Here is a 21,337-nt window from a genome sequence, read left to right as displayed (position 1 = left end):
GTCATTCGCCCATCGTCGGGTTGACCAGAATTCGCGCACAGGATGCCAGATCGCCGGCCAGCAGGCCACGCTGGCCGCCCGCCGCGGCGGCCTCGTCGGCGGCCAGGGCGTGCACCATCACGCCGACCCGGGCGGCGCTCTCGCCGTCGAGCCCCTGGGCCAGCAGCGCGCCGAGGATGCCGGACAGCGCATCGCCCATGCCGCCGCTGGCCATGCCCGGATTGCCGTAGGGGCACACGGCGAGCCCCGAGGGCCCCGCGATCAGGCTGCCGGCGCCCTTGAGCACCACCGTGCCGCCGTAGCGGCGCTGCAGCTCGGCGGCCGCCGCCGGGCGGTCGGCCTCCACCTCGGCCGCACTCGTGCCCAGCAGGCGGCCGGCCTCGCCGGGATGCGGCGTCAGAAGCCAGTCGTCACGGGTCAGGCCGCCGAAGCGGCTGGCCAGCAGGTTGAGGGCGTCGGCATCGACCACCAGCGGCCGGCCGGCGTCGAGGGCGGCCTGCAGCATCGCCTGGCCCCAGCTGCCCTGCCCCAGTCCGGGGCCGACGACGAGCACATCGGCATGGCCCGGCAGCTCGCCGAGATCGGCGGCGCCGCGCACGCCGTGGACCATCACCTCGGGGCGGCGCACCAGGCTCGCGGTGACGTGCTCCGGCGCAGTGGCCAGGCTGACCTTGCCGGCGCCCAGCCGGGCGGCGTGCTCGGCGGCCAGCAGCGCCGCGCCGCCGAAGCCCGGCGCCCCGCCGAGCACCAGCGCATGGCCGGCATCGCCCTTGTGGGCATCCAGCGGGCGCGGCGGCAGCGCCGCGGCGATGGCATCGCGGTGCAGCAACTCGGCCGCCGGCGCCATATCGGCCGCGGAAGATGCCGGCGCCTCGAGTGAGCGAAAGCTCACCTCGCCGGTCAGCGCCGGGCCGCGGCCGGTATGCAGCCCCAGCTTGTCGCCGATGAAGGTGACCGTGCGCGAGGCCTTGACCGCCACGCCGAGCTCGGCGCCGGTATCGGCGTGCACGCCGGAGGGAATGTCGATGGCCAGCACCGGCCGCTCGGCTTCGTTGATCGCGGCGATGGCCTCGCGGAAGTCGCCGCGCACTTCGCCGGCAAGCCCGGTGCCGAGCAGCGCGTCCACCACCACCTCGCCGCCAAGCGTGAGCCCCGGCCGCCATGGCTCGAGCCCCACGCCCGCCGCGGTGGCCATGTCGGCGGCCAGGCGAGCGTCGCCCGTCAGCGCCTCCACCGGCTTGAGCGCCACACGCTGCACCGTCCAGCCCTCGGCGGCGGCCAGCGCCGCCAGCACGTGGCCGTCGCCGCCGTTGTTGCCGGCGCCGCACAGCACGCTGAGCGAGCGGGCCTCTGGCCAGGCCTCGCGCAGCACCTGAAAGGCCGCCGCCGCGGCGCGCTGCATCAGCGCGAAGCCCGCGATGCCGGCGGCGATGGTACGACGGTCCAGCTCGCGGACCTGCTCGGCGCGATACAGCGCCCGGCCGGATGCCTCGGACGATGCCGTCATTCCCTGTCTCCCTTCAAGGCGATGCTTTACCATGGACGTTCCACGAAGTGTGTCCTGTCTCCCGCCGCTCGCCAAGCGTCGCGGCGCCTTTACGAACGGTGTTTCCTCAATCATGACCCAGCCGTCTCCCCCGGGCGACGCCCCCGATCTCACTCAGTTAGCCGAGCGCATCAAGACCTGGGGCCGCGAACTCGGTTTCCAGCAGGTGGGCATCGCCGACGTCGACCTGGCCGAGGACGAGGCGCGCCTGCAGCGCTGGCTCGACGCCGGCCATCACGGCGAGATGGGCTTCATGGCCAAGCACGGCACCAAGCGCACCCGCCCCGCGGAGCTCGAGCCCGGCACGGTGCGGGTGATCAGCGTGCGCCTGGACTACCTCCCGCCGGAGGTGGAAACCACCAAGATGCTGGCCCGGCCGGAGAAAGCCTACGTTTCCCGCTACGCGGTCGGGCGCGACTACCACAAGCTGATGCGCAAGCGCCTGGCGAGCCTGGCCAAGCAGATCCAGGCCGAGATCGGCCCCTTCGGCTATCGCGCCTTCGTCGATTCCGCCCCGGTGATGGAGCGCGGCCTGGCGCGCAAGGCCGGGCTCGGCTGGTTCGGCAAGAACGCCATGCTGCTGAACCCCAAGGCCGGCTCGCTGTTCTTCCTCGGCGAGCTCTACACCGACCTGCCGCTGCCGGTGGACGCGCCCTTCGAGACGGAGCACTGCGGCAGCTGCAGCGCCTGCCGCACGGCCTGCCCCACCGACGCCATCGTCGAGGACAAGGTGGTCGACGCACGACGCTGCATCTCCTACCACACCATCGAGCTGCACGGCGCCATCCCCGAGGAATTCCGCGCCGCCATGGGCAACCGGGTGTTCGGCTGCGACGACTGCCAGCTGGTGTGCCCCTTCACCCGCTTCACCCGGGCCAGCCGGGAGGCCGACTTCGCGCCGCGCCACGATCTGGATCGCGCCGATCTGGTCGCGCTGTTCGCCTGGGGCGAGGAGGAGTTCCTGGACAGGACAGCCGGCAGCCCGATCCGCCGGATCGGCTATGAGCGCTGGCTGCGCAACCTGGCGGTGGGGCTCGGCAATGCGCCCTGGAGCGAGACGGTGGAGGCCGCGCTACGCGCCCGGCTGGCGTATCCCTCGGACCTGGTCCGCGAGCACGTGCGCTGGGCGCTGGCGCGGCAGCAAGAGAAGAAGCGGAACATGATCGCCGTCGAGGCCTAGCCCCGACCACGAACCGCTTACTCTTCCTCGTCGCCGTCCTCGTCCTCGAGGCGCAGGAAGGTCTGGCGATAGTGCGAAAGCTCGGCGATCGATTCCTTGATGTCGTCCATCGCCAGGTGGACGTTGCGCTTGCTGAAGCCGACCAGCGCGCCCGGATTCCAGCGCTTGGCCAGCTCCTTGACAGTCGAGACGTCCAGGTTGCGATAGTGGAAGAAGGCCAGCAGCTCGGGCATCTCGCGCTCGAGGAAGCGGCGATCCTGGTGGATGCTGTTGCCGCACATCGGCGAGCTGCCCGGCGCCACGTGCGCCTTCAGGAACGCCAGCGTCTCCTGCTCGGCCTTGGCGGTATCGACGGTGCTGGCCTTGACCCGCGAGACCAGCCCCGAGGCGCCGTGGGTCTTCTGGTTCCAGTCGTCCATGCCCTCGAGCAGGGCGTCCGGCTGGTGGACGGCGATCACCGGCCCCTCGGCGACCACGTTGAGCTCGGCGTCGGTGACCAGGGTGGCCACCTCGATGATGCGTTCGCGGTTCGGGTCGAGCCCGGTCATTTCCAGGTCGATCCACACCAGGCGCTGGGTGCGCGGATCCTGAGCATCTTGGTTCGCGGCCATGGGACATTCCTTGGTCGTGCGGCCGGCGACAGCCGGCCCCGTTGATGAGTACAATGCCGCCATTGTACCGACCTTCGGGCCCTCATGAGCAAACGCAAGTTGACCCGCCAGCAGCGCTGGCGCATCGAGAAGATCCAGGCCGAACGCGCCAAGCGTGCCGACAAGCGCGGCCAGCAGGATGCCGACAAGCTCGACGCCGGCGAATACGGCGCCGAACAGCCCGGACGGGTGATCGCTCACTTCGGCCGCACCCTGGACGTGCGCCCGGAGGGCGACGGCGATCCGGTGCGCTGCCACCTGCGCGCCAACCTGGAAGGGCTGGTCACCGGCGACCGGGTGATCTGGCGCGCCGGCGAGGACGGCAGCGGCGTGGTGGTGGCCCGCGGCGAGCGCGCCAGCGTGCTCGAGCGCCCCGACTCCCGGGGACAGCTCAAGCCGGTGGCCGCCAACATCGACCAGATCCTGATCGTGTTCGCCGTGGAGCCCGAGCCCCACGCCAACCTCATCGATCGCTACCTGGTGGCCGCCGAGGCCACCGGCATCGCGCCGGTGCTGGTGCTCAACAAGGCCGACCTGCTGCCCGAGGACGGCGGCGAGCTCGGCGCGCTGCTGGAACGCTACGCGGCACTCGGCTATCCGGTGGTGACCACCACCACCGCCCGCGACGGCGGCCTGGACGCCCTCCATCGGCGGCTGGCCGGCCGCACCTCGGTGTTCGTCGGCCAGAGCGGCGTCGGCAAGTCCTCGCTCATCGACCGCCTGCTGCCGGACGAGGAACTGCGCATCGGCGCGCTGTCCGAGGACTCGCGCAAGGGCCGCCACACTACCACCACCGCCCGGCTCTACCGCTTCGCCTCCAGCGAGCAGGACGACGCCGAGGCCGGCGAGTTGATCGACTCCCCCGGCATCCGCGAGTTCGGCCTGATCCACCTGGACGAGGAGCAGGTCGCCGAGGGCTTCATCGAGTTCCGCGAGCACCTCGGCCGCTGCCGCTTCCGCGACTGCCGCCACCGCAAGGAGCCGGGCTGCGCGCTGCTGGCCGCTGTCGAGAGCGGCGAGATTCACGCCGACCGCTTTGCCAGCTACCGCCGTATCGTCGATAGTCTCGAAGAGAGCTGAGAGCACAACGGCACGCCCGAGCCAGGACGTTAAGGCCAGAAAGATCAAGGAGAGCCCCATGAGTTCAGAAGACAACCTGCTGCCGCTGATCATCGAGCCCGAGCAGCTCGAAGCGCAGCTGGACGCCCCTTCGCTGCTGATCATCGACGTGCCGCTGAAGGCCGAAAGCCATGAGCAGGGCCACGTGCCCGGAGCCGTCTATCTGGACCCCAAGCGGCTGCTCCGCGGCGAGGGCGACGTGCCCAACGAGGCGCCGGACGCCGAGGCGCTGTCGGCGCTGTTCTCCTCGCTGGGGCTGACCCGGGACACCCACGTGGTGGCCTACGACGACGAGGGCGGCGGCTGGGCCGGCCGGCTGCTGTGGACCCTGGAGCTGATCGGCCACACCCGCTACTCCTATCTCAACGGCGGCATCCACGCCTGGCGCGCCGCCGGGCTGCCGACCTCCACCGAGACGACCGCCCCCGCGCCCAGCGACTATCGGGCCGAGATCCTCCATCCCGAGGTGGCCATCGACCGCGTCGAGCTGACCGAGCGCCTGGGCGAGAAGGGCTTCGCGATCTGGGACGCCCGCACCCGCGCCGAGTACGACGGCGAAAAGGGCGACAACAAGCGCCTCGGCCACATCCCCGGCGCGGTGAACCTGGACTGGCTCGACGCCATGGACAAGGCGCGCGACCTGCGCATCCGCGACTACGCGGAGCTCATCACCGAGCTCGAGACGCTGGGCCTGACGCCGGATATGGAAGTGGTCACTCACTGCCAGACCCACCACCGCAGCGGCCTCACCTGGCTGGTGGGCAAGGCGCTCGGCTTCGGGAAGATGCGCGCCTATCCCGGCTCCTGGAAGGAATGGGGCAACCGCGACGACACGCCGATCGAGAAATAAGCTGGAAGCTGGAAGCTGGAAGCTGGAAAAAAAGCATGAACCCGGCCATCAAGCGGCCAAAGGTTTTCTTCCGGCTTCCAGGCGCGAAGCGCCGCTCTTCCAGCTTCAAGCTAACCGGTCATATCATTGATCTCATCGACATCGCCGAACTCCGATTCACCGCATAACCGGAATGCTCTCCTCGTGACCCCAGCCAAGCTGTTCGCCCTGATCCAGTATCCCCTGCCCCACCACCTGCTCTCGCGGCTGATCGGCCGGCTCGCCGACTGCCGGGTGTCCTGGGTCAAGGACCTCGCCATTCGCGCCTTTATCCGCCAGTTCAAGGTGGACATGGGCGAGGCCCACCAGCCGGACCCGAGCGCCTATCCGAGCTTCAACGAGTTCTTCACGCGGCCGCTGAAGGACGGCGCCCGCCCCATCGGCGAGGGGCTGGTCTCGCCGGCCGACGGCACCCTCTCGCAGTTCGGGCGCCTCGAGCACGGCCGGCTGATCCAGGCCAAGGGCCACGATTTCACCGCCGCCGACCTGCTGGGCGGCGACCTGGAAGCCGCCGGGCGCTATCGCGACGGCAGCTTCGCCACCGTCTATCTCTCGCCCAGCGACTACCATCGCGTGCACATGCCGGTGGCCGGCACGCTCAGGGAGATGGTCTACGTGCCGGGCCGACTGTTCTCGGTCAACGCCGCCACCACCCACCACGTGCCCAACCTCTTCGCCCGCAACGAGCGCCTGGTGTGCCACTTCGACACCGAGCACGGTCCCATGGCGCTGGTGCTGGTCGGCGCCATGATCGTCGCCGCCATCGAGACCGTGTGGGCCGGGCAAATCACGCCCCTGCCCCGTGGCGGCGTGCAGCGCATCCGCTTCGACACCCCGGTGCATCTCGAGAAGGGCGAGGAGATGGGCCGCTTCAAGCTCGGCTCCACCGTGGTGATGACCTTCGCCGAGCCGGTCGATTTCAACGGCCTGGACGCGGAACAGACGGTCAGGATGGGCCAGCGGCTCGGCAAGTTCGACTGACACCAACCGCCCGGCTCCCTGCTTCACCATCGAGCCACCAACGAACAGGGCCCACTCGGATGAGTGGGCCCTGTCGTTAGCGGCCGATCATGTCACGTCACGATCGCCAGCGGCTCAGCTCGAGCGCTCCAGCGCGATCTCGACCGGCGAGCGCACGGCCTTCCTCGGCTTGCCCAGGATTTGAACGCCCATGGCGACGATGAAGATCCCCGCAAAGACCGGCGTCGGGATCTTGCCGAAGAAGTGCAGCGCCAGGGTGGCCAGGATGATCGGCACCGTCACCAGCACGATACGAGAATACTGCTTCGCCGCCTCTTCCATCTGGCGAAGATGGCTGGACAGCGTCTCGCGTGACTCCCCCGCCACGAGATCGTCGGCCCGGCACTTGGGGCACTCGGCCGTCTCGTTGCGCAGCAGGCGCAGCGCATGGCGATGCCGCAGGCCGACCCGTTCCTTGCATGCCGGGCAGACATAGGTGGCGACCTTGATACCCGAATCTTTCATGATGCGCTTTCCAAGAAATAAATGTGGGCGCCATTGTAACGGCCTTGCGGCATCGATCGTGCAGATCGCTGCATCCGGCAACCCCGATCGCTCCCGTCAGGCCGGGAGCGTCGTCTCCTCGGCGTAGACCTCGGCGAAGATGGCGGTGATCGGCCGGTTGGGCTGCTGGGCGTGACGCTTGCGAACCTCCGCCGAGAGGCGCTCGAGTACCTCGCTGGGCTGGGCCCATTCCTCCTTGGGAATCGGCTGCGACCATTCCTCCAGACTCGCCGGCAGGGTCTTGCGCCCGGCCTTCTGGATGGCGCGGATTTCCCACTCGGCGAGATGGAAGGGAATCGTCCACAGATCGATGATGTGCCACAGGTACCACATGGAAACCTTGAACAGGCCGATCTCGCCATCCCGATGGCGACGATGCAGTCGACGGCGAGCGTGATGGAAGGTATGCACGCCCTCGTAGGGCGGATCTTCGGGGCGATGCAGGCCGTTCGGATCCTGAATCTCCTCGCGGGTATGCACCTCGTATTCCATATAGGCCCGCACCGACTCCCACAGCCCCATCGCCAGCGGCCGGCCCGGCTGCTGAAGCTCGACAAAATGCTGCTTCCCCGTCTCGGGATCGATAAAGCCGAGCCCCAGGGCATACTGGCGCTGCACGCCGTACTGGATCGCGCCCTGTGCCTCGGTGAACCAGGCCGCCACGCTTTCCCACGGCACGACGATCGGCGGCTTGCCGCCGCCCGGCGAAAAGGCCACTTCACGACGCTGCCGGTGGAAGCGTGTGGGAACATCATTGCGAAATTTGAAGTGGTATTGGCATTTTATAAACAGCGCCATGACTAATATAAAAAAACATATCACGGACATCGTCGCAAATATCTCATCAAACACAAGCCCTGAAATTAAAAAAAACATATCCAAACTTTTACCACTTATCCACCCTGCAACCCCTAATGCCAAAGGTATCAAGAACGCCAGCATCAAATAACTGATAAAAGGAATCCCTAGGGTAAACTGCCAGGTAAACGGCGTGGGCAGGCTACCGCCCAAGTCCAGATAAGAATCGTTGACCTCGCCGACAGCCTGATTGAAGTCGACGGGTGCCGCTCCCGTGGGCAAGGGCACAGGGGAAAGGTAGATGATCTTGCCTGCCGGGAAAGGAGTGATATCTCCGGCGCGGTGAGGCTGAGCCATATCGGGTCTGGGAATTTCAGTTTCTTTGGCAGACATGCGTGAGCCTTGAAGAACGCTACCGCCGGGGCAAGCGACAGCGCACCTTCCCTGGCGGAAATTGAGGGGCACGGCGTCCTTGCCATGCGAATAACCAATCTCTCGGTAATGCCGTCAGCACCGAGACTCGAGAGATTCAGCGCTGGGTATCGTGCTGATCGGAAGCGTCATCCGAAGAGGCCGCCGCGGGACGCTCCACGAAACGCACGTTCTTGGTAGGCGCGTGCGCGTAGGCATTCACGTCTTCGGGCTCGGCGGTGTAGCTGTCTTCATAACCCGGCACCGAATGGGCCATCAGATCGGGGCGGCTACCCCAGGGGGCGGCGTTCACCTTCTCGTGATGCTCGTCCCGCAGGCGATTCAGTTCCTTCTCGTCCACCCTGGCATAGAGGTCACGCCAGTAGGTGGCCGGGCGGCCACGCTTGCCGGCCTCGTCGAAGGCCCGGGTGGTCGGATCGAGATGGCGGAACGGCTCCAGCCGGGGAATGTCCGGCAGCGGCTGGCTGACGTCCATGAAGCGGCTCAGCATGTCCCACATGGCGTAGCGCTCGGCGATGCTGCCGGTATCGGTGGGAAAGGTGAATTCCAATGGCAGGCCGTTACGCTTGTCCTTGCTGAACTGCGGGTAGCGATGGCGCACCTTGAGGGTATGGCGCTGGTTGCCCTTCATATCCGCCGCCATCTCGATGAAGGCATCGAATTCATAGAAGGGAAAGTTGCCCTGAAAGCTCTTGACCAGGCCGGAGCGGCGGCAAAAAGCGACATCGTCCGACCAATTCTGGTTACTCTTATAGAAACGAATACTCTGAGTTTCGAAAAGTCTTCTTAGCACAGTACATACCCCACAAGCCCCCACCACGATCGCTAGCGGTGTTAGCGCTGCCAAGATGGTATCCGCGGCAAAAAGAAACAAGATGGTTCCAACCGCCGTGACGCCACTAAAAAGCCACCCCCCCCTTTTTTCCTCCTGGACCAATAAAACTAAAAAGATGGGTCCAGAAAACGAACCAAAAACGAAAAAAGCGATAGATAAGACTGATTTTCTCATCGATGAACTGCGACCAGCGCATCTCATTAATCATTGTATGGTCGTAAAAATCTGACTCACCCATGTACTTATAGTTGCGATACCAAGCTTCCGAATACTCATATTCATACTCTGACGGATTAACGCCAATATAATGTCCCCAAGGCAGGCGCGCTATATCGAAGGCGTCACCTAGCTTGCCGAGGGTTCCCTTGGGTGGCGGCGGTGCCTGCCGGGGGATTCTCTCAGCCGAGAAGGCCGTGTCCTCGTACCCTTGCTGTTCTTCCGGCTGCGCGGCATCGATCATGTCCTGCCTCCTTGCTTGTTCCAGCGCCTCCGACCGGCTCGACCATAAGCCACGCTACGGCCGGCGTAGAAGACAGAAGACAACGCGCTTTACATGACAAGAATGTATGGGCATGGCAACTCTGCCTTGCAACCTATTTCATATAACCTGATGTATTGACTCAGGCTCAGCCCTTCGAAAATAGCGTTTTGAATCATGTCGCAAAAGACCCATAAACGTTCAGCTTTCTTTCAACATAATTTACTGAAGAAGCTTTCTTACGGACAAACTCCAGACATCTTTTAACCTCGCCCTTTTTGCAATAAATTTTATGATAAATGGAATACGACTCACCCTCATCATTTTCATAACTCATTCGCAAACCAATGAGGCGTCGCTTATCCCAAAAAACGACTTCTTCCACTTCGTCCCACGAATAACTGGCATATTCTTCGTCACGAGCCATTTTTTGGTAGCCACCAGAGTTCCCCATGGCCAGCGCAATCAAACCAAAGCCGGCCGGCCCTACGGCACCAAGAATAAAGTAGGGATTGAAGAAGGTAGCCACTAGAACGGCAATACCAGAGACAATTGCCGTCCACTTCATCACCGGCTTCACCGAATCAATCTGGGGTTTCCACGATATCTTTTCATAGCCGTTATCCGTCAATCGATAGACGATAATAGAGGTCTGATGGGTCATGCCCATAAACACAGGAGTCATCAAAAAAAACATCGCTACGCAAACTGTCGGCATATACTCGTCCTTCCCCAGAAAAGAATAAGCAGAAAAAAACCAGACACTACCAGAAAACAGCATAATAATAAGAAACGCTATATTCGCCACCAAAGTATTATAGTCACGCACCCGAATTTGCCAGCTCATCACCTCTGACTCCGCGGCACGCTCCCAAGGCATCTCAGGAACGTAATTTTTCTCTGGCTGAATGAACCACATCATACGAACACCTTTTTAAAGATACTGAATCAAAATACTTACATACTAGCCGTCAATATCTCGAATAACTTCAAGCCGGGACCGTCAGATTGAACATTCGGCCCATCGCTTGGCGACCAATGGCATTCTCCGCCGGCTCCAGGGTAAAACCACCCGCATCTGCCTCTGGCTTATAAAATACAAAGTCAGCGCCATTAGGGGAGCTCAGTAGCGTCGCCGGATAATCAATCGACAACGAAAATTCCGCCTCCGGGGCTTGTACATCGGCAGGCAGCCAGGCCTGCCAGACACGGGTCTCCTGCGGATCGTAGTCCGCCAATCCCGGCAGTTCATCGGGCAAACGCTCAGTTCGATCCTCGAAACTTGAAGCCGGCGCCCAGAAGCCTCGGCTCGCATTATGAGAGAGCTTGAGCTTTTCCCCCAACAGCATCGAGGGCAGCGCAATCTTGAGCCAGTACCCTTGATGGACCTGAACCGGTGCCCGCCCGCGGTAACCAAGGGTGGTTACCGGCTCCAGGCGGGCTGATGGTTGGTAGAGGGTTTCCAACAGGGCGCGCCATTCGTCAGCTTGACCTTCGTCATCATCTGACCACTGAGGGGAATTCCCCCAACCACTCCGGTAGAGCCAAAGACGCATACCCTCGCGGTGATAATGTCCCGCGATAAAGGAGGAGAAAAGATACACCACCCCGGCGATGGCGAAGACCCAGACTGTCCAAGGTGCCATGATCCAGGCGAAAGCGATCCACCTGCCCAACAGGGCTCCAACAAACTGTGCGCCTGATAAAAGCCCCATCGCGACAGTACTCGTGAATTTTGCTCGCAGCGCTAAGCTCTCTTCGGTACTGGTTGTAGAACCAAGCTGACCCCAAATTTGCAACGCTTCTGTTAACGCCCCAATTGCCCCAAACACCGCCATGCCGGCCACACGGGTGGTCAGTTTGGCGGCTGTTCGGACAAAGGACCAATTTTTTAACTGGCGCCATTCACGAATGCCTTTTTTAGCTAACTCAAAGGTTCCTTTGCTTAATGCCCCCACACGTTCAGCATGCTTGTTCCAGTACGGCACCACCCATAGCGCCATTACCGCGTTGGTCGTGTAACCCAAGCCGCTGATCAGGGATTGCCGGGTATTACTATCCATGCCGTCGCGCTCAATGGTGGCGAGGGTGTTGCCGACGTTCAGCAGATTCAGCCCGGCGATCAACAGCGGTAGCCCACCACCATAGCGATTCATCCACCCCCGCATTCGAGCCTGGGCAGCGGCGGCACCTTCCTGAAGCTTGAGCCGATTCTGTTCACGCAACTCATCAAAGCCTAGAGTTTCGCTCGGCCCACCGGAGCTTCCTGCCTGATGAGCGACGAACTGCTTCGGCTCACGGGTCATCAGCTCATCGAGCTCCTGCTGCTGGCCATTGAGATCCTTCAACTGCGCAGCACGGTCATGTGGCGCAGCTGGACGTGCTAGCGCTATTCTCAGGCCACGAATGCTGTTTTGACGGCGCACGACATTGCCCCGCCAACGACGGTGGCGAGCCTCGAAGTCTCCATCCCGGACCAGTTGGGTGTTTTTGGCGGCGTTATCGGGATGCACGAAAGCCGCTTGCATGGTCTGAGAGAGCCCCTGAGCAAGACGCTCGGCACTGACTGAAGCGCCCGCGCCCACCGCAGGTAACACTTGGTAGGCTAGCCCTTCCCAAGCGAGCTTGGCCGGTCCTTGCACGGCCGTGACCAGAGTATCCAGGAACTCCTGGACATGCGGCGCCAGGGCTTGGAAGGCGCTACTGTCACGAACGCTTTTGAGATCAAGCACGCCCTTTGTCTCGTTTGCCCGAGAAGCCACGTTTGCGGCGTCCGATACCGATGGGCCGTCCGACTCTTCGGTCTCGATAAAGTCATGTGCCACTTGGGTGAGGGCCTGTTCCAGTTCGGGCGAGAAATTGAACAGCGCCAGCCCCACCAAGTTGTCGCGCTGCTGCGCCCGCTCGGTCATCCACTGTTGTCCTTCCTCACTGGCACCGAGTGCCTCGCTCACCATCCGTGTGAACTCGATGAGTGCCCGAGTCTGCAACACATTGCAGCCATCGAAGCACAGCGCCTGGGCCGATGTCGGCAGGCGATCCAGCCAAGTGGTCAGGTCCTCGCGATTGCGACGGCAATGCAGCTGCAGGCGCTCGAGTTCTGGCTGCCGCTCATCGATGAAGGCCAATGCTCCTTCGTAATCCACATCGTTGCGCCAGATCGCCTTGGCCTTCCACTCCCGAAAGTCGTCATCGTCGCGAGGTTCGATCCCAAGCTCGGCCAGCTCGGCTTCGTAAGCTTCCAGCTGAGCCTGACGATTGTTGGCATTGGCATTCGCGCGGATCGCCGAATCGAAAGGGCTACCCCGGTTAACCGCCGTCGACAGTTCGTCGCTCTGTTTAAGGCGATAATGCTGGTCCAGCAATTCGATAGCCCGGCGCTGTTGCTCGGGATCGTCACGCACGGCTTCGGGAAGATCGCTCTCATCGATACCGCACAGCCGTTGCACCATCAGCGCAGTATTGAGGCGATGCCCATGCTCGTCCTCGAACTGCTCGCGAGCCATTTCCACACCCAGCAGCTGCATGGTCAGGTCGTTAGCAATGCCAAGATCGTCATCCAGCGCCACGAACAGGGCCTCATCCTTGTCGGGCACCTGGGCCAGCACCGCGTCCTGGCTGATCTCGGGCTTGAATGCCAGGGTGGTATAAGCCGACTCCTCGGATCCTTCCTGTTCTTCCTCGGTGAGCGCTCTCGTCATCACCGTGGCGGATTCGAAATCGCGAGCCGCCCCCTGCGGCGTCACATCGGCCACGTGCTGGCCAAGCTCCGTCAGCGGCCCCACATGGGCAACGCTGCCGGGTGCCTCGACGGCCGAGCGCACGTCGAGCTTGCGCATGAAGCGCTCTCGGGAGTCCACGTTAGAGCGCAGGTGCTCGCAGATGCGCCAGGTCCATTGCACCGAGGAATAGGCCAGCCAGATACGGCTGCGGCAGGGGTACAGCAGGTACGGCTTGCTCTCGCCACCACCATCCCCCTCGCGCACGTCGGGGCGGGTGTCGTTGATGTTCTCGGGCCAGACGATGCGCGTGAACCGATGCCCTTCGATGCGGTACTCGTGGAAGGTGCGGTCCACCTCATCCCAGACGTACAGCCAGCCGTCACGCAGCTGACGCAGGCAGTAGCTGCGCGTCTGCAGGGCCGGATAGCCGTGATCGTCCCATCCTTCGGCCAGCGGGTGCGGCCCCTGGATGTCCTCGGACTCGCTCGACGTTTCATCGATGGCATAGCGCACCGGGAAGATGGCCCCCTCGCGATACAGCGGGCACATACTCGCCGAGCCTAACGGGGTCTCGCCGAATTCGGCATCGCGCGCGTCCTGCTGGGCGTGTCGATCAGTCATGGGATGACATCCTTGTGGTCCGGTTTCCGTTCTGCTGATCCGCCGCCTCCGAGCGGCTCCAGTCATCGAGTGCATAGAGTTGCTGCTGGCGGGGAAGCTCGCCCCGAGACGCGTCGCCCGCCACCCAGCGCGCGTAGAGGCCATCGCTCGCCGTCATGAACGTCTCCCCCCGGCGCAGGGCGAGCTCGCACCAGATGGCGAACTGGCGTTCGGTCTGCGCCCCCCAGGCCTGGGCATCATCCAGACGGGCGTCCAGCCAATCGCCGCGCCGGTCGAGCGGCACCTCCGCCCAGGCCTCGCCGAGATGGCGGCTGAAATACGCCGATAGTCGCTCCTTGAACTGCCAGCGCGCCACCGCCTCCAGCGCCTCTTGCTGCGGCGCGCCCATCATAGCGGGCACAGGCGTCCCCCGCCCTGCCTCCAGCACTGAAGACTCGCTCGCTTCGAAGACTCGCCATTGCGGCGCGGCCGTCGCGCCCCAGGCCGGGGCCCAGTGTGCCACTCGCCAGGCGTGGATGGGGCCCATGACCTCGGCCGGCACGATGTCGCCGAAGCTCGCCAGCCAGTGCCGCAGCACCAACGGGTCGGCGAACCTCACCAGCCGGGAGATGCCGTCGATCTCCGCCTCGACGAATCGAAGCAGATGGTCGCCCAGGGCCTCGGTGGTCGCCGAAGCGGTCAGCAGCGACATGGCGCGGGTTAGCTCGCCGTCGCCCTCGGCCAGGATCTCGTCGACGAAGCCCCGACCCCGCGGCGCCACCAGAATCGGCCCCTGCTCGGCAAGATCCTTGAAACGCGTCATCAGGTAGAGCGGCTCGATCTCGGCCAGATCGTCTCGCGCATAGAGCCGCCTGAGCGCATCCGGGTAGCGCACTCCATCCACCAGTACATGCGTGATGCGATCCGACCGTATCATCTAGCCTTGCCCCTGCTCGCCGGCCGCCTCGCAGATCTCGCAGCTGGGCGGTGCCTTGAGCATCGAGGTGAGCTGGGCCCGGTGGCGAATCGGCGCCACGATCGTATGGCTCTCCTCCGTCGCCTCCCCCGGCAGGATCGGCGCCTGGGCGCTCTGCCCGGTGCCACTGCCGGGGCTGCCGCCGGAGTTGATCTTCACGCTCGGGCCGACGATGGTCACCCCAGAGGGGTCGAGCTTCACGAAGCTGCCGCCGGCCTTGAGGGTGATCTCGGCGCCGGCCTCGACCACCACCTTCATGCCGGCCTTGTGGTGCACCTCGCTGCCGGCCTCGACCAGCTGGGCGCGGCCGATCTTCTCGTGGCGGGTCTGGCCCACGGTGAGATGATCGTCGCCGTCGACCTGGGTGCGCCGCTCGCCGTGCACGGTGTGGTGGTCGTCGCGGTCGATCTCAGTGACGCGATCGCGCTTGACCTTGAGGTGGCTGTCGCGGCGGATCTCCTCGGTGCGGTCGTTCTCGGTCAGCAGTTCCAGGTCCTTCTGGGCGTGCACCCAGATCTGTTCCTGATCGTGCTGGTCCTCGAAGCGCAGCTCGTTGAAGCCCTCGCCCTGGTGGGTCTGGGTGCGCAGCACGGTGCGCGTCTTGTGCTCCGGCAGCGAATACGGCGGCGTATTGACCGCGTGGTAGGTGCGTCCGGTGACCAGCGGCTGATCCGGGTCGCCCTCGAGGAAGGACACGATCACCTCGTGGCCGATGCGCGGAATCGCCATCATGCCGTAGCCGCCGCCGGCCCAGCCCTGGCTCACGCGCAGCCAGGCGCTGGCGGTTTCATTGGGCTCGGCGTAGCGGTCCCAGGGGAACTGGCAGCGCACCCGACCGTGCTCGTCGCAGTGGATCTCCTCACCCTCGGGGCCGACCACGAAGGCCACCTGGGGGCCGTCGACCCGCGGCTTGGGCCGCGGCGCGGGGCGCCAGGCGGCATCGTCCGGGGTCAGGCTCAGGGTGTTGTGATACCGCGTCATGCCGTCGGCCTGCACGGCATCCTCGCCCAGCGCCTGGGGCTGCTCGCCCTGGTGGACCACCTTGACGACCTGCCAGCCGCGGTTGAACTCGCCGACGTCGTGGTCGGCCAGGGTGAAGCGCGCACCCGGGGTGAGTTCGGGCAGGTCGCTCTCGCCGTCCAGGGTCAGGGCGTCGTGGCGCAGGTGCTCGAGCCGGTGGCGGGTGAAGGCACGGCCCGAGGCATCGGCCTTGTAGCGGCCCGGGTAGTCGTAGTGCTCGTAGTCCTCGCGCTGGCTGTGCTGCTCTAACCCTTTGCCCTGCTGGTCATGAAGCTGCGCATAGGCCGGCTGCTTGAACGAATAGTCCTTGAGCTGGGCCCGGGCCGGGCGCACCCGGGCGGTCTGGGTCAGCCGCCGCAGATGGCGCTGGGGCGGCGTGCCGCCGGCACGGTGATGATAGCGGCGCTCGCCGAGGCCGGTGAGCACCTGGGGATCGTCGGCGAACACCAGACGATGGGCGCCAAGATCGGCATCCTCAAATTCGTGGAAATAGAACAGCCCTTCCTCGGCGGCCAGGCGCTCGAGGAATTCGAGGTCGGTCTCGCGGTACTGCACGCAGTACTCGCGCTCGGCGGGCTCGCGGGTCACCGCGAAGGCCACGTCGGTCAGGCCACGCTCCTCGCACAGGGTGTTGAGAATGGTCAGCGGCGAGACACGCTGGAAGATGCGCGAGTTCTGGCGCAGCGAGAGCCGCCACAGCGAGGGGCGGATCACCACCTCGTAGAAGCTGCGGCGATGGCCGCGGTCGCCGCGGCCGAACTCGGCCACGATGCCGTGGACCCGGCGCTGGGCCACGCCGTCCTGCCACACGGTCAGACTCGCCGGGCGGTCGAGCAGCGCCTCGGGCGAGAGGTCGGCGGCGCGGCTGGCGAAGCTCACCCGCAGGTGGAAGGGCGCCGAGAGCGCCTCTTCATGGGTGAAGTCGACGACGGCCAGATCGGCGTCCTCGGCCCCCGTGAGGCTCAGGGTGAACTGCAGTCCGCTACGGTCGGCCATGTCAGCTGCCCTCCCCGCTGGCGGTGCCGATCACCACGCCGCCGCAGTCCACGGCGTGATCGGTGAGCGCCACCGGCTTGCCGTCGACCAGGATGCTGCCCGAGCCGGCGGCGATGGCGCGCGGGTGGGGGCCGTGATTGGGCTTGTCGTGGGGCTCCAGCGGATCGCCCAGGCGCGCCACCGGCTTGCCGTCGATCATCGTCGTCGGGCTGCCGGCGATCACCGGCGTGGGCGGAAAGCCCTCGTGGTCGGTGCCGAGATCCCCCAGCAATACGAACTTGCGTCCCATGCGTCCTCCTTGCGAAGCGCGCCGCCGCTCAGGCGCCGCGCGTGCGTTCGCGTTGATCGTTCCACTCTACCGGGGCCTCGAAGCTGGCCACGCCGCCGGCGTCCACGTGCATGCGCCGGAATCCCGCCGCCACCAGGCTGGCCGGGGCGGCGCCCTGCAACGGCAGCCGGGTCTGCAGCGGCGTGCCCATCAGCTCGCGCCGGGCGGCCAGCAGCAGCCGGGCGCCGTGGCCGCGGCCCTGCCACTCCGGCGCGATGAAGAAGAAGCGCAGCTGCCAGGCCGACTCGTCGTCGCGCCGACACACCAGCAGCATGCCGAGCAGCGGGCCGTCGCCGTGGCGAAGCGCCAGCAGCCGGCCCTGCCAGTGCGCCACCCGGTCGCCCTCACGCTGCAGCCAGAGGCCGCGATGGACCACGAACTCCAGCGAGCGACGCAGGGTCTCGAGGCGGCTCTCGTCGCGCAGCACCCAGGGGGAAAGCCCCTGCTCCTCGGCGCGCCGTGCGGCCTCGAGCAGCAGCGGGATGTCCTCCACGGTGGCCTCCACCAGCCCTGGCGCCGCCTCAGGCGGCGCGGGATCGACGGCGGGCGCCGCGGCGGGCCGGTTCGGCGACGCGCCCAGCCAGCGCTTAAGCGTCGTCAGCATCGTCCTGCCCTCCGTCGGCGTAGAGCGCCCTGGGCAGGCGGAAGCCCGCCACCAGCGACCGGGTGAAGGGATTGCGCGGCCCGTCGGCGACCAGGCGGTAGCGCATGCTGCCGCCGTCGACCCGGAAGCTGAGCTCCAGCTCGCGCTCGCCGGCGCCGGTCAGCTGGGCCTCGTCGAGCAGGCGGAACCAGGCCCAGGGGCCGTCGCGGCGCAGCGTGCGCGGCGAGCGATTGACCTGGCTCGGCACCAGGGTGACGCGGCTCTCGTTGCTGTCGCGCAGGCCGTTGGGCCAGATCATCGGCACCCGGCGGCTGGCGCCGTGGGCGTAGTCGATCAGCTGGCCGTCGACGCTGATCACGCCGCGGCGCTTGTCGGCGCTGAGGCTCAGCGGCTCCAGGCTGAAGGGCACGTCGAGCACGCCGTCGCGGTTAAGGTAGGCCTCGCGGATGCGCTCGGCGCGCTGCACGGCGTCGAGCACGCCCTGGCGCAGCAGCGAGTCGCCCTCGGCGTTGCGCAGGGCCTCCGGCGCGCCCTCGATGAACGGCTTGAGGTTCTGCTGGTAGAAGGCATCCAGGGTGCCGTCCGGGGCGAAGAACTCCTCGAAGTCGGCCAGCGACACCTCGCGGGACGCCTGGGGTGCCAGCGGGTAGCGACCGGCCAGGCGCTGCTGGAAGGGCACCACGACCTCGTCCATCCACTGGCTCTCCAGGTGGCGAATCGCGCTTTCCATCAGCAGCTGCCAGCTCTGGTCGGCCAGGCTCTCGAGCATGCCGCCCACCGGCGCCGGGGTGTCCTCGGCGATGCGCTGCAGCGCCGCGATCGGATCGCCACCCTGCAGCGAGAGGCGGTCACGGGCCAGCAGGAAGGCCTGCTGGCCGCGGTCGCCGGCCTCGTCGACCTGACGCAGATAGTCGCGCAGCTCGCCGACGGCGTCCTTGATCTCGTCGAGGTTGGAGGGGTTGTCACCGCGCGACTCGGTGAGCGCGTTGAGTTCGGCGAAGTGGCGCGCGATCTCGCTGGCCAGACGATAGCGCGGCGACTGCTGCAGGGCCTGGCGGGCGGCCTCGTCGTCCGCCGGCAGCTCCGGATAGAGGCGGGTCTGCTGCGACACCTCGCCCAGCAGGCGATCCAGCGGACGGCTGGCGCCGAGCAGGCCGTCGGCCACCACCACCGCCTGGTGAAGGTCGGGCAGCGGCACCAGGCGGATATCGGCCAGGGCCTCGCGCCAGGTGACGTGATAGTCGCTGGCGTAGCGCTCGCGCAGCGCCTCCTGCAGGCGCCGGCGGTCGGCCTCGCTGAAGTCGATGTCGTCGCGCTGGCCGAGCACCCAGGTATCGATCAGCGCCAGCTCGGTGGCCTGATCCAGCCGCTCGAGGAAGTAGCCCTCGAAGCCGTTGCGGGTCAGCAGGCCGGGGATGCGCACCCGCTCGGCCTCGTCGTTGCGGGCCATGAACACCAGGCTGAAGGCCGAACCGACGCTCGAGCGCAGGTCCAGCGGCGCGGCGCTGCCCTGGGAGATGCCGGCCTTGAGCGAGGCGTACACGCGCTCGGCCATGGGCTGGCGGGCGAGCTCCTGCTGGGCCGCCTCGATGCTGCCCTCGAGCGGCGCCATGGCGTCGCGGGCGCCGGGCATGCCGGCCTCGGCGTGGCCCGCCAGGTCGGTGTAGGCCAGGGCGTAGTCGAGGTGCGCCAGCAGGCGGCGTTGGACGTCGCCCTGGCCGGGGAAGGCCGCCTGCCAGCGGTCGGCCATGAAGTCGTGCACGCGCTGGGACTGGCGGCCGCTGGCGTCGGACATCATGCGCAGGATGCGCAGCAGCGCCAGCTTGTCGTTACTGCCGTCCGGCGCGCGGTTCATGTCGTCCATGATGCCGATCATCAGCGCCGGCAGGAACTGCTGCTCGAGCAGGCGCAGGTAGGCGTTGTCGACCTCCACGCCCAGCGCGTGCCCCTGGTAGAGGCCCATGTCGGCCAGCAGCCAGGGCCGCGAGCGGTAGTCGCCGAACTCCTGGGTGGCACCGAGCAGGCGATCCAGCGGCTCGAGCAGCGCCCGGCCGGTGGGATCGTCGCTCTGCCAGTGGCTCGGGCGCACGGCGAGGAAGGCCTCGGCCTTGTCCTCCACCGCGGCCAGCGCCTGGGCGTTCTTGTCATAGAAGTGGTACCAGCCACCGACCAGGGCCGCCCCGCCGAACAGGCAGGCCAGCGCGCTGGCACGGCGAATGCGATGGCGGCGCCGCGCCGCCCGGGCGTTGTCGCCGGCGAGCCCCGACTCCGGATAGATGATACGGTCGAACAGCTCCTCGGTGAAGAACAGCGCCGAGCTGGTGGCCCGGTGGGCCGGCTGCACGCCGTCGCTCATGCCGTAGCGCCGCGCGGCGGCGTCGACGAAGGGATCCTCCGGCACGCCCTGCTGATAGACCGAGGTGAAATAGGCGCCGCGCACCATGGCCGCGGTGGAGAAGCGGTCGCTGGACAGCGCCTCGCCGATGAAGCCGAGCAGCACGTCGCGCAGGCCGGCCAGCTGGCGCACGAAGCGGAACACCGCCTCGCGCTCGTCGCGATCGCGGCATTCGGCCAGCAGGGTCGGCAGCGTCTGGTTCAGCCGCTCGAGCATGCCGTCATAGGCTTCGGCGAACTCTTCTTCCCAACGGCCCGGCTTGTCGAGGGACGCGGCGGAGAAGGTGAAGCCGAGCGGGGCGCGACGGGCGGCCCGGGAGTAGTGACGGAAGAAGTCGTCGAAGCCGTGCAGCAGATCCATCTTGCTGAAGGTGACGTAGACCGGCAGGCGGCTGCCGTGGCGCTCCATCAGCTCGCGCAACCGGGCACGCAGCAGCGAGGCGTAGGCCTTGCGCACCGCCACCTCGGCGTCGCTGAGCCGCGCCAGGTCGAGCACCAGCACCACGCCGTCCAGCGGACGCCGCGAGCGATGACGCTCCAGCCAGTCGACGAAGTGATCCCACAGCCGGCTCTCGAGCTCGGCCGGCTCGCCGCCCTGCAGCGCGCCCTGGGTCAGCAGTTCGCCGTCCGGGTCGATCAGCACCGCCTTGTCGCCGATCCACCAGTCGAAGCCCAGCCGGCCGCGCTTGCCCTGGCCGGACGCCTTCATCACGTGGGTCAGGGCGAAGTTCTGCCCCGAGCGGTTGATCAGGCTGGTCTTGCCGGCGTTCTCGACGCCCATCACCAGGTACCAGGGCAGCTTGTAGCGGGCGTTGGCGCCGCCGCCGAGGCTGTCGGTGAGCTCATGCAGGGTAGCGTCCAGGCTCTCCTCCTGACGCTCGACCTGGCCGAGCACCGGGTCCTGCTGACGCTGCGACTCGTGGCGGCGCTCCTCGTCCAGGGCGCGCAGGCGCCGCGCCAGACGGATGCCCCACACCACCGCCACCAGGCCCAGCAGCGCCAGGCTGGCCAGCAGGCGATTGAGCCAGGGGCCCAGCGGGCGACTGTCGAACACCTCCCACTGCGGCCCCAGCCACCAGATCGCCACCAGCAGCGCGACCACCAGCAGCGCCCACAGCCAGGCACCGAGCCGCTTCAGGCCCTTGGCCTTGTTGGCGTGTCCTTGCGCCTGGTTGAGCTGGCTGTCGGCCCGGGACATGCCCGGCATCCAGCGGCTCAGCCCGGCCTTCAGTTGTTTCCACATGAG

At 66.2% G+C, this 21,337-nt stretch carries 18 protein-coding genes; 5 read left to right on the top strand and 13 right to left on the bottom strand.

Features of this window, described 5'->3' with window-relative positions; all coding sequences use genetic code 11:
* Nucleotide 1: 1 nt before the first annotated feature.
* A complete protein-coding gene (locus QWG60_RS04355) occupies nucleotides 2-1,507 on the bottom strand; it encodes an NAD(P)H-hydrate dehydratase (RefSeq protein WP_146909663.1) in 1,506 nt (501 codons plus the stop codon).
* A gap of 112 nt (nucleotides 1,508-1,619) precedes the next feature.
* On the opposite strand from QWG60_RS04355, the gene queG reads away from it, so the two are divergent.
* A complete protein-coding gene (gene queG / locus QWG60_RS04350; protein WP_146909665.1) occupies nucleotides 1,620-2,726 on the top strand; it encodes a tRNA epoxyqueuosine(34) reductase QueG in 1,107 nt (368 codons plus the stop codon).
* 17 nt (nucleotides 2,727-2,743) lie between these two features.
* Here the strand turns inward: queG and orn are convergent, their stop codons facing one another.
* On the bottom strand, nucleotides 2,744-3,337 hold the full coding sequence (orn, locus tag QWG60_RS04345; RefSeq protein ID WP_046079152.1) for an oligoribonuclease: 594 nt from the start codon (nucleotides 3,335-3,337) through the stop codon (nucleotides 2,744-2,746).
* 84 nt (nucleotides 3,338-3,421) lie between these two features.
* Here orn and rsgA point away from each other — a divergent pair, with 84 nt between their 5' ends.
* Genes rsgA through asd form a run of 4 tightly spaced genes read left to right on the top strand, consistent with a single transcriptional unit; the run spans nucleotide 3,422 to nucleotide 6,365 of the window.
* A complete protein-coding gene (gene rsgA / locus QWG60_RS04340; protein ID WP_146909668.1) occupies nucleotides 3,422-4,456 on the top strand; it encodes a small ribosomal subunit biogenesis GTPase RsgA in 1,035 nt (344 codons plus the stop codon).
* Between the two features lie 58 nt (nucleotides 4,457-4,514).
* Entirely contained in the window at nucleotides 4,515-5,345 is an 831-nt protein-coding gene (locus QWG60_RS04335) for a sulfurtransferase (protein ID WP_146909670.1), read from the top strand.
* 35 nt (nucleotides 5,346-5,380) lie between these two features.
* Nucleotides 5,381-5,512: a hypothetical protein gene (locus tag QWG60_RS04330; RefSeq protein WP_281288400.1), complete on the top strand. Its 132-nt coding sequence runs from the start codon at nucleotides 5,381-5,383 to the stop codon at nucleotides 5,510-5,512.
* 16 nt (nucleotides 5,513-5,528) lie between these two features.
* Nucleotides 5,529-6,365: an archaetidylserine decarboxylase gene (asd, locus tag QWG60_RS04325; RefSeq protein WP_146909672.1), complete on the top strand. Its 837-nt coding sequence runs from the start codon at nucleotides 5,529-5,531 to the stop codon at nucleotides 6,363-6,365.
* 114 nt (nucleotides 6,366-6,479) lie between these two features.
* Here the strand turns inward: asd and QWG60_RS04320 are convergent, their stop codons facing one another.
* The 11 genes from QWG60_RS04320 to tssM form a co-directional block, all read right to left on the bottom strand.
* The gene (locus QWG60_RS04320; protein ID WP_146909674.1) at nucleotides 6,480-6,869 is read right to left on the bottom strand and encodes a hypothetical protein; all 390 of its coding nucleotides are present in this window, start codon (nucleotides 6,867-6,869) and stop codon (nucleotides 6,480-6,482) included.
* 96 nt (nucleotides 6,870-6,965) lie between these two features.
* The gene (locus tag QWG60_RS04315; RefSeq protein WP_246124720.1) at nucleotides 6,966-8,099 is read right to left on the bottom strand and encodes a hypothetical protein; all 1,134 of its coding nucleotides are present in this window, start codon (nucleotides 8,097-8,099) and stop codon (nucleotides 6,966-6,968) included.
* 136 nt (nucleotides 8,100-8,235) lie between these two features.
* The gene (locus tag QWG60_RS04310) at nucleotides 8,236-8,769 is read right to left on the bottom strand and encodes a hypothetical protein (protein WP_146909676.1); all 534 of its coding nucleotides are present in this window, start codon (nucleotides 8,767-8,769) and stop codon (nucleotides 8,236-8,238) included.
* A gap of 268 nt (nucleotides 8,770-9,037) precedes the next feature.
* Complete coding sequence (locus QWG60_RS04305) at nucleotides 9,038-9,433, bottom strand: hypothetical protein (RefSeq protein ID WP_146909678.1); 396 nt, start codon at nucleotides 9,431-9,433, stop codon at nucleotides 9,038-9,040.
* Nucleotides 9,434-9,626: 193 nt separating this feature from the next.
* Complete coding sequence (locus QWG60_RS04300) at nucleotides 9,627-10,370, bottom strand: hypothetical protein (protein WP_290130923.1); 744 nt, start codon at nucleotides 10,368-10,370, stop codon at nucleotides 9,627-9,629.
* Nucleotides 10,371-10,440: 70 nt separating this feature from the next.
* The gene (locus tag QWG60_RS04295; protein WP_146909682.1) at nucleotides 10,441-13,794 is read right to left on the bottom strand and encodes a T6SS effector BTH_I2691 family protein; all 3,354 of its coding nucleotides are present in this window, start codon (nucleotides 13,792-13,794) and stop codon (nucleotides 10,441-10,443) included.
* Entirely contained in the window at nucleotides 13,787-14,710 is a 924-nt protein-coding gene (locus QWG60_RS04290; protein WP_146909684.1) for a DUF4123 domain-containing protein, read from the bottom strand. Before QWG60_RS04290 ends, QWG60_RS04295 begins: the two co-directional genes overlap by 8 nt.
* Entirely contained in the window at nucleotides 14,711-16,765 is a 2,055-nt protein-coding gene (locus QWG60_RS04285; RefSeq protein WP_290130922.1) for a type VI secretion system Vgr family protein, read from the bottom strand.
* Between the two features lies 1 nt (nucleotide 16,766).
* A complete protein-coding gene (locus QWG60_RS04280) occupies nucleotides 16,767-17,054 on the bottom strand; it encodes a type VI secretion system PAAR protein (protein WP_046079160.1) in 288 nt (95 codons plus the stop codon).
* Nucleotides 17,055-17,082: 28 nt separating this feature from the next.
* Nucleotides 17,083-17,697 carry a GNAT family N-acetyltransferase gene (locus QWG60_RS04275; protein ID WP_146910249.1) on the bottom strand — a complete coding sequence of 205 codons (615 nt, stop codon included), beginning with the start codon at nucleotides 17,695-17,697 and terminating at the stop codon, nucleotides 17,083-17,085.
* The gene (gene tssM, locus QWG60_RS04270; RefSeq protein ID WP_146910246.1) at nucleotides 17,681-21,334 is read right to left on the bottom strand and encodes a type VI secretion system membrane subunit TssM; all 3,654 of its coding nucleotides are present in this window, start codon (nucleotides 21,332-21,334) and stop codon (nucleotides 17,681-17,683) included. Before tssM ends, QWG60_RS04275 begins: the two co-directional genes overlap by 17 nt.
* Between the last annotated feature and the right edge of the window lie 3 nt (nucleotides 21,335-21,337).

The organism is Halomonas halophila, from assembly GCF_030406665.1.
GTDB lineage: Bacteria > Pseudomonadota > Gammaproteobacteria > Pseudomonadales > Halomonadaceae > Halomonas > Halomonas halophila.
Note: the sequence above shows the minus strand (reverse complement) of the source record. Positions and strands in the feature narration are given on the sequence as shown.

Coding starts and splice junctions, on each gene's coding strand:
- QWG60_RS04355 (WP_146909663.1), bottom strand. CDS start 1,507: ATGACGGCATCGTCCGAGGCATCCGGCCGGGCGCTGTATCGCGCCGAG.
- QWG60_RS04295 (WP_146909682.1), bottom strand. CDS start 13,794: ATGACTGATCGACACGCCCAGCAGGACGCGCGCGATGCCGAATTCGGC.
- QWG60_RS04305 (WP_146909678.1), bottom strand. CDS start 9,433: ATGATCGATGCCGCGCAGCCGGAAGAACAGCAAGGGTACGAGGACACG.
- QWG60_RS04310 (WP_146909676.1), bottom strand. CDS start 8,769: ATGAAGGGCAACCAGCGCCATACCCTCAAGGTGCGCCATCGCTACCCG.
- QWG60_RS04300 (WP_290130923.1), bottom strand. CDS start 10,370: ATGTGGTTCATTCAGCCAGAGAAAAATTACGTTCCTGAGATGCCTTGG.
- queG (WP_146909665.1), top strand. CDS start 1,620: ATGACCCAGCCGTCTCCCCCGGGCGACGCCCCCGATCTCACTCAGTTA.
- QWG60_RS04275 (WP_146910249.1), bottom strand. CDS start 17,697: ATGCTGACGACGCTTAAGCGCTGGCTGGGCGCGTCGCCGAACCGGCCC.
- orn (WP_046079152.1), bottom strand. CDS start 3,337: ATGGCCGCGAACCAAGATGCTCAGGATCCGCGCACCCAGCGCCTGGTG.
- QWG60_RS04335 (WP_146909670.1), top strand. CDS start 4,515: ATGAGTTCAGAAGACAACCTGCTGCCGCTGATCATCGAGCCCGAGCAG.
- QWG60_RS04280 (WP_046079160.1), bottom strand. CDS start 17,054: ATGGGACGCAAGTTCGTATTGCTGGGGGATCTCGGCACCGACCACGAG.
- tssM (WP_146910246.1), bottom strand. CDS start 21,334: ATGTGGAAACAACTGAAGGCCGGGCTGAGCCGCTGGATGCCGGGCATG.
- QWG60_RS04330 (WP_281288400.1), top strand. CDS start 5,381: ATGAACCCGGCCATCAAGCGGCCAAAGGTTTTCTTCCGGCTTCCAGGC.
- QWG60_RS04320 (WP_146909674.1), bottom strand. CDS start 6,869: ATGAAAGATTCGGGTATCAAGGTCGCCACCTATGTCTGCCCGGCATGC.
- QWG60_RS04290 (WP_146909684.1), bottom strand. CDS start 14,710: ATGATACGGTCGGATCGCATCACGCATGTACTGGTGGATGGAGTGCGC.
- rsgA (WP_146909668.1), top strand. CDS start 3,422: ATGAGCAAACGCAAGTTGACCCGCCAGCAGCGCTGGCGCATCGAGAAG.
- QWG60_RS04315 (WP_246124720.1), bottom strand. CDS start 8,099: ATGTCTGCCAAAGAAACTGAAATTCCCAGACCCGATATGGCTCAGCCT.
- QWG60_RS04285 (WP_290130922.1), bottom strand. CDS start 16,765: ATGGCCGACCGTAGCGGACTGCAGTTCACCCTGAGCCTCACGGGGGCC.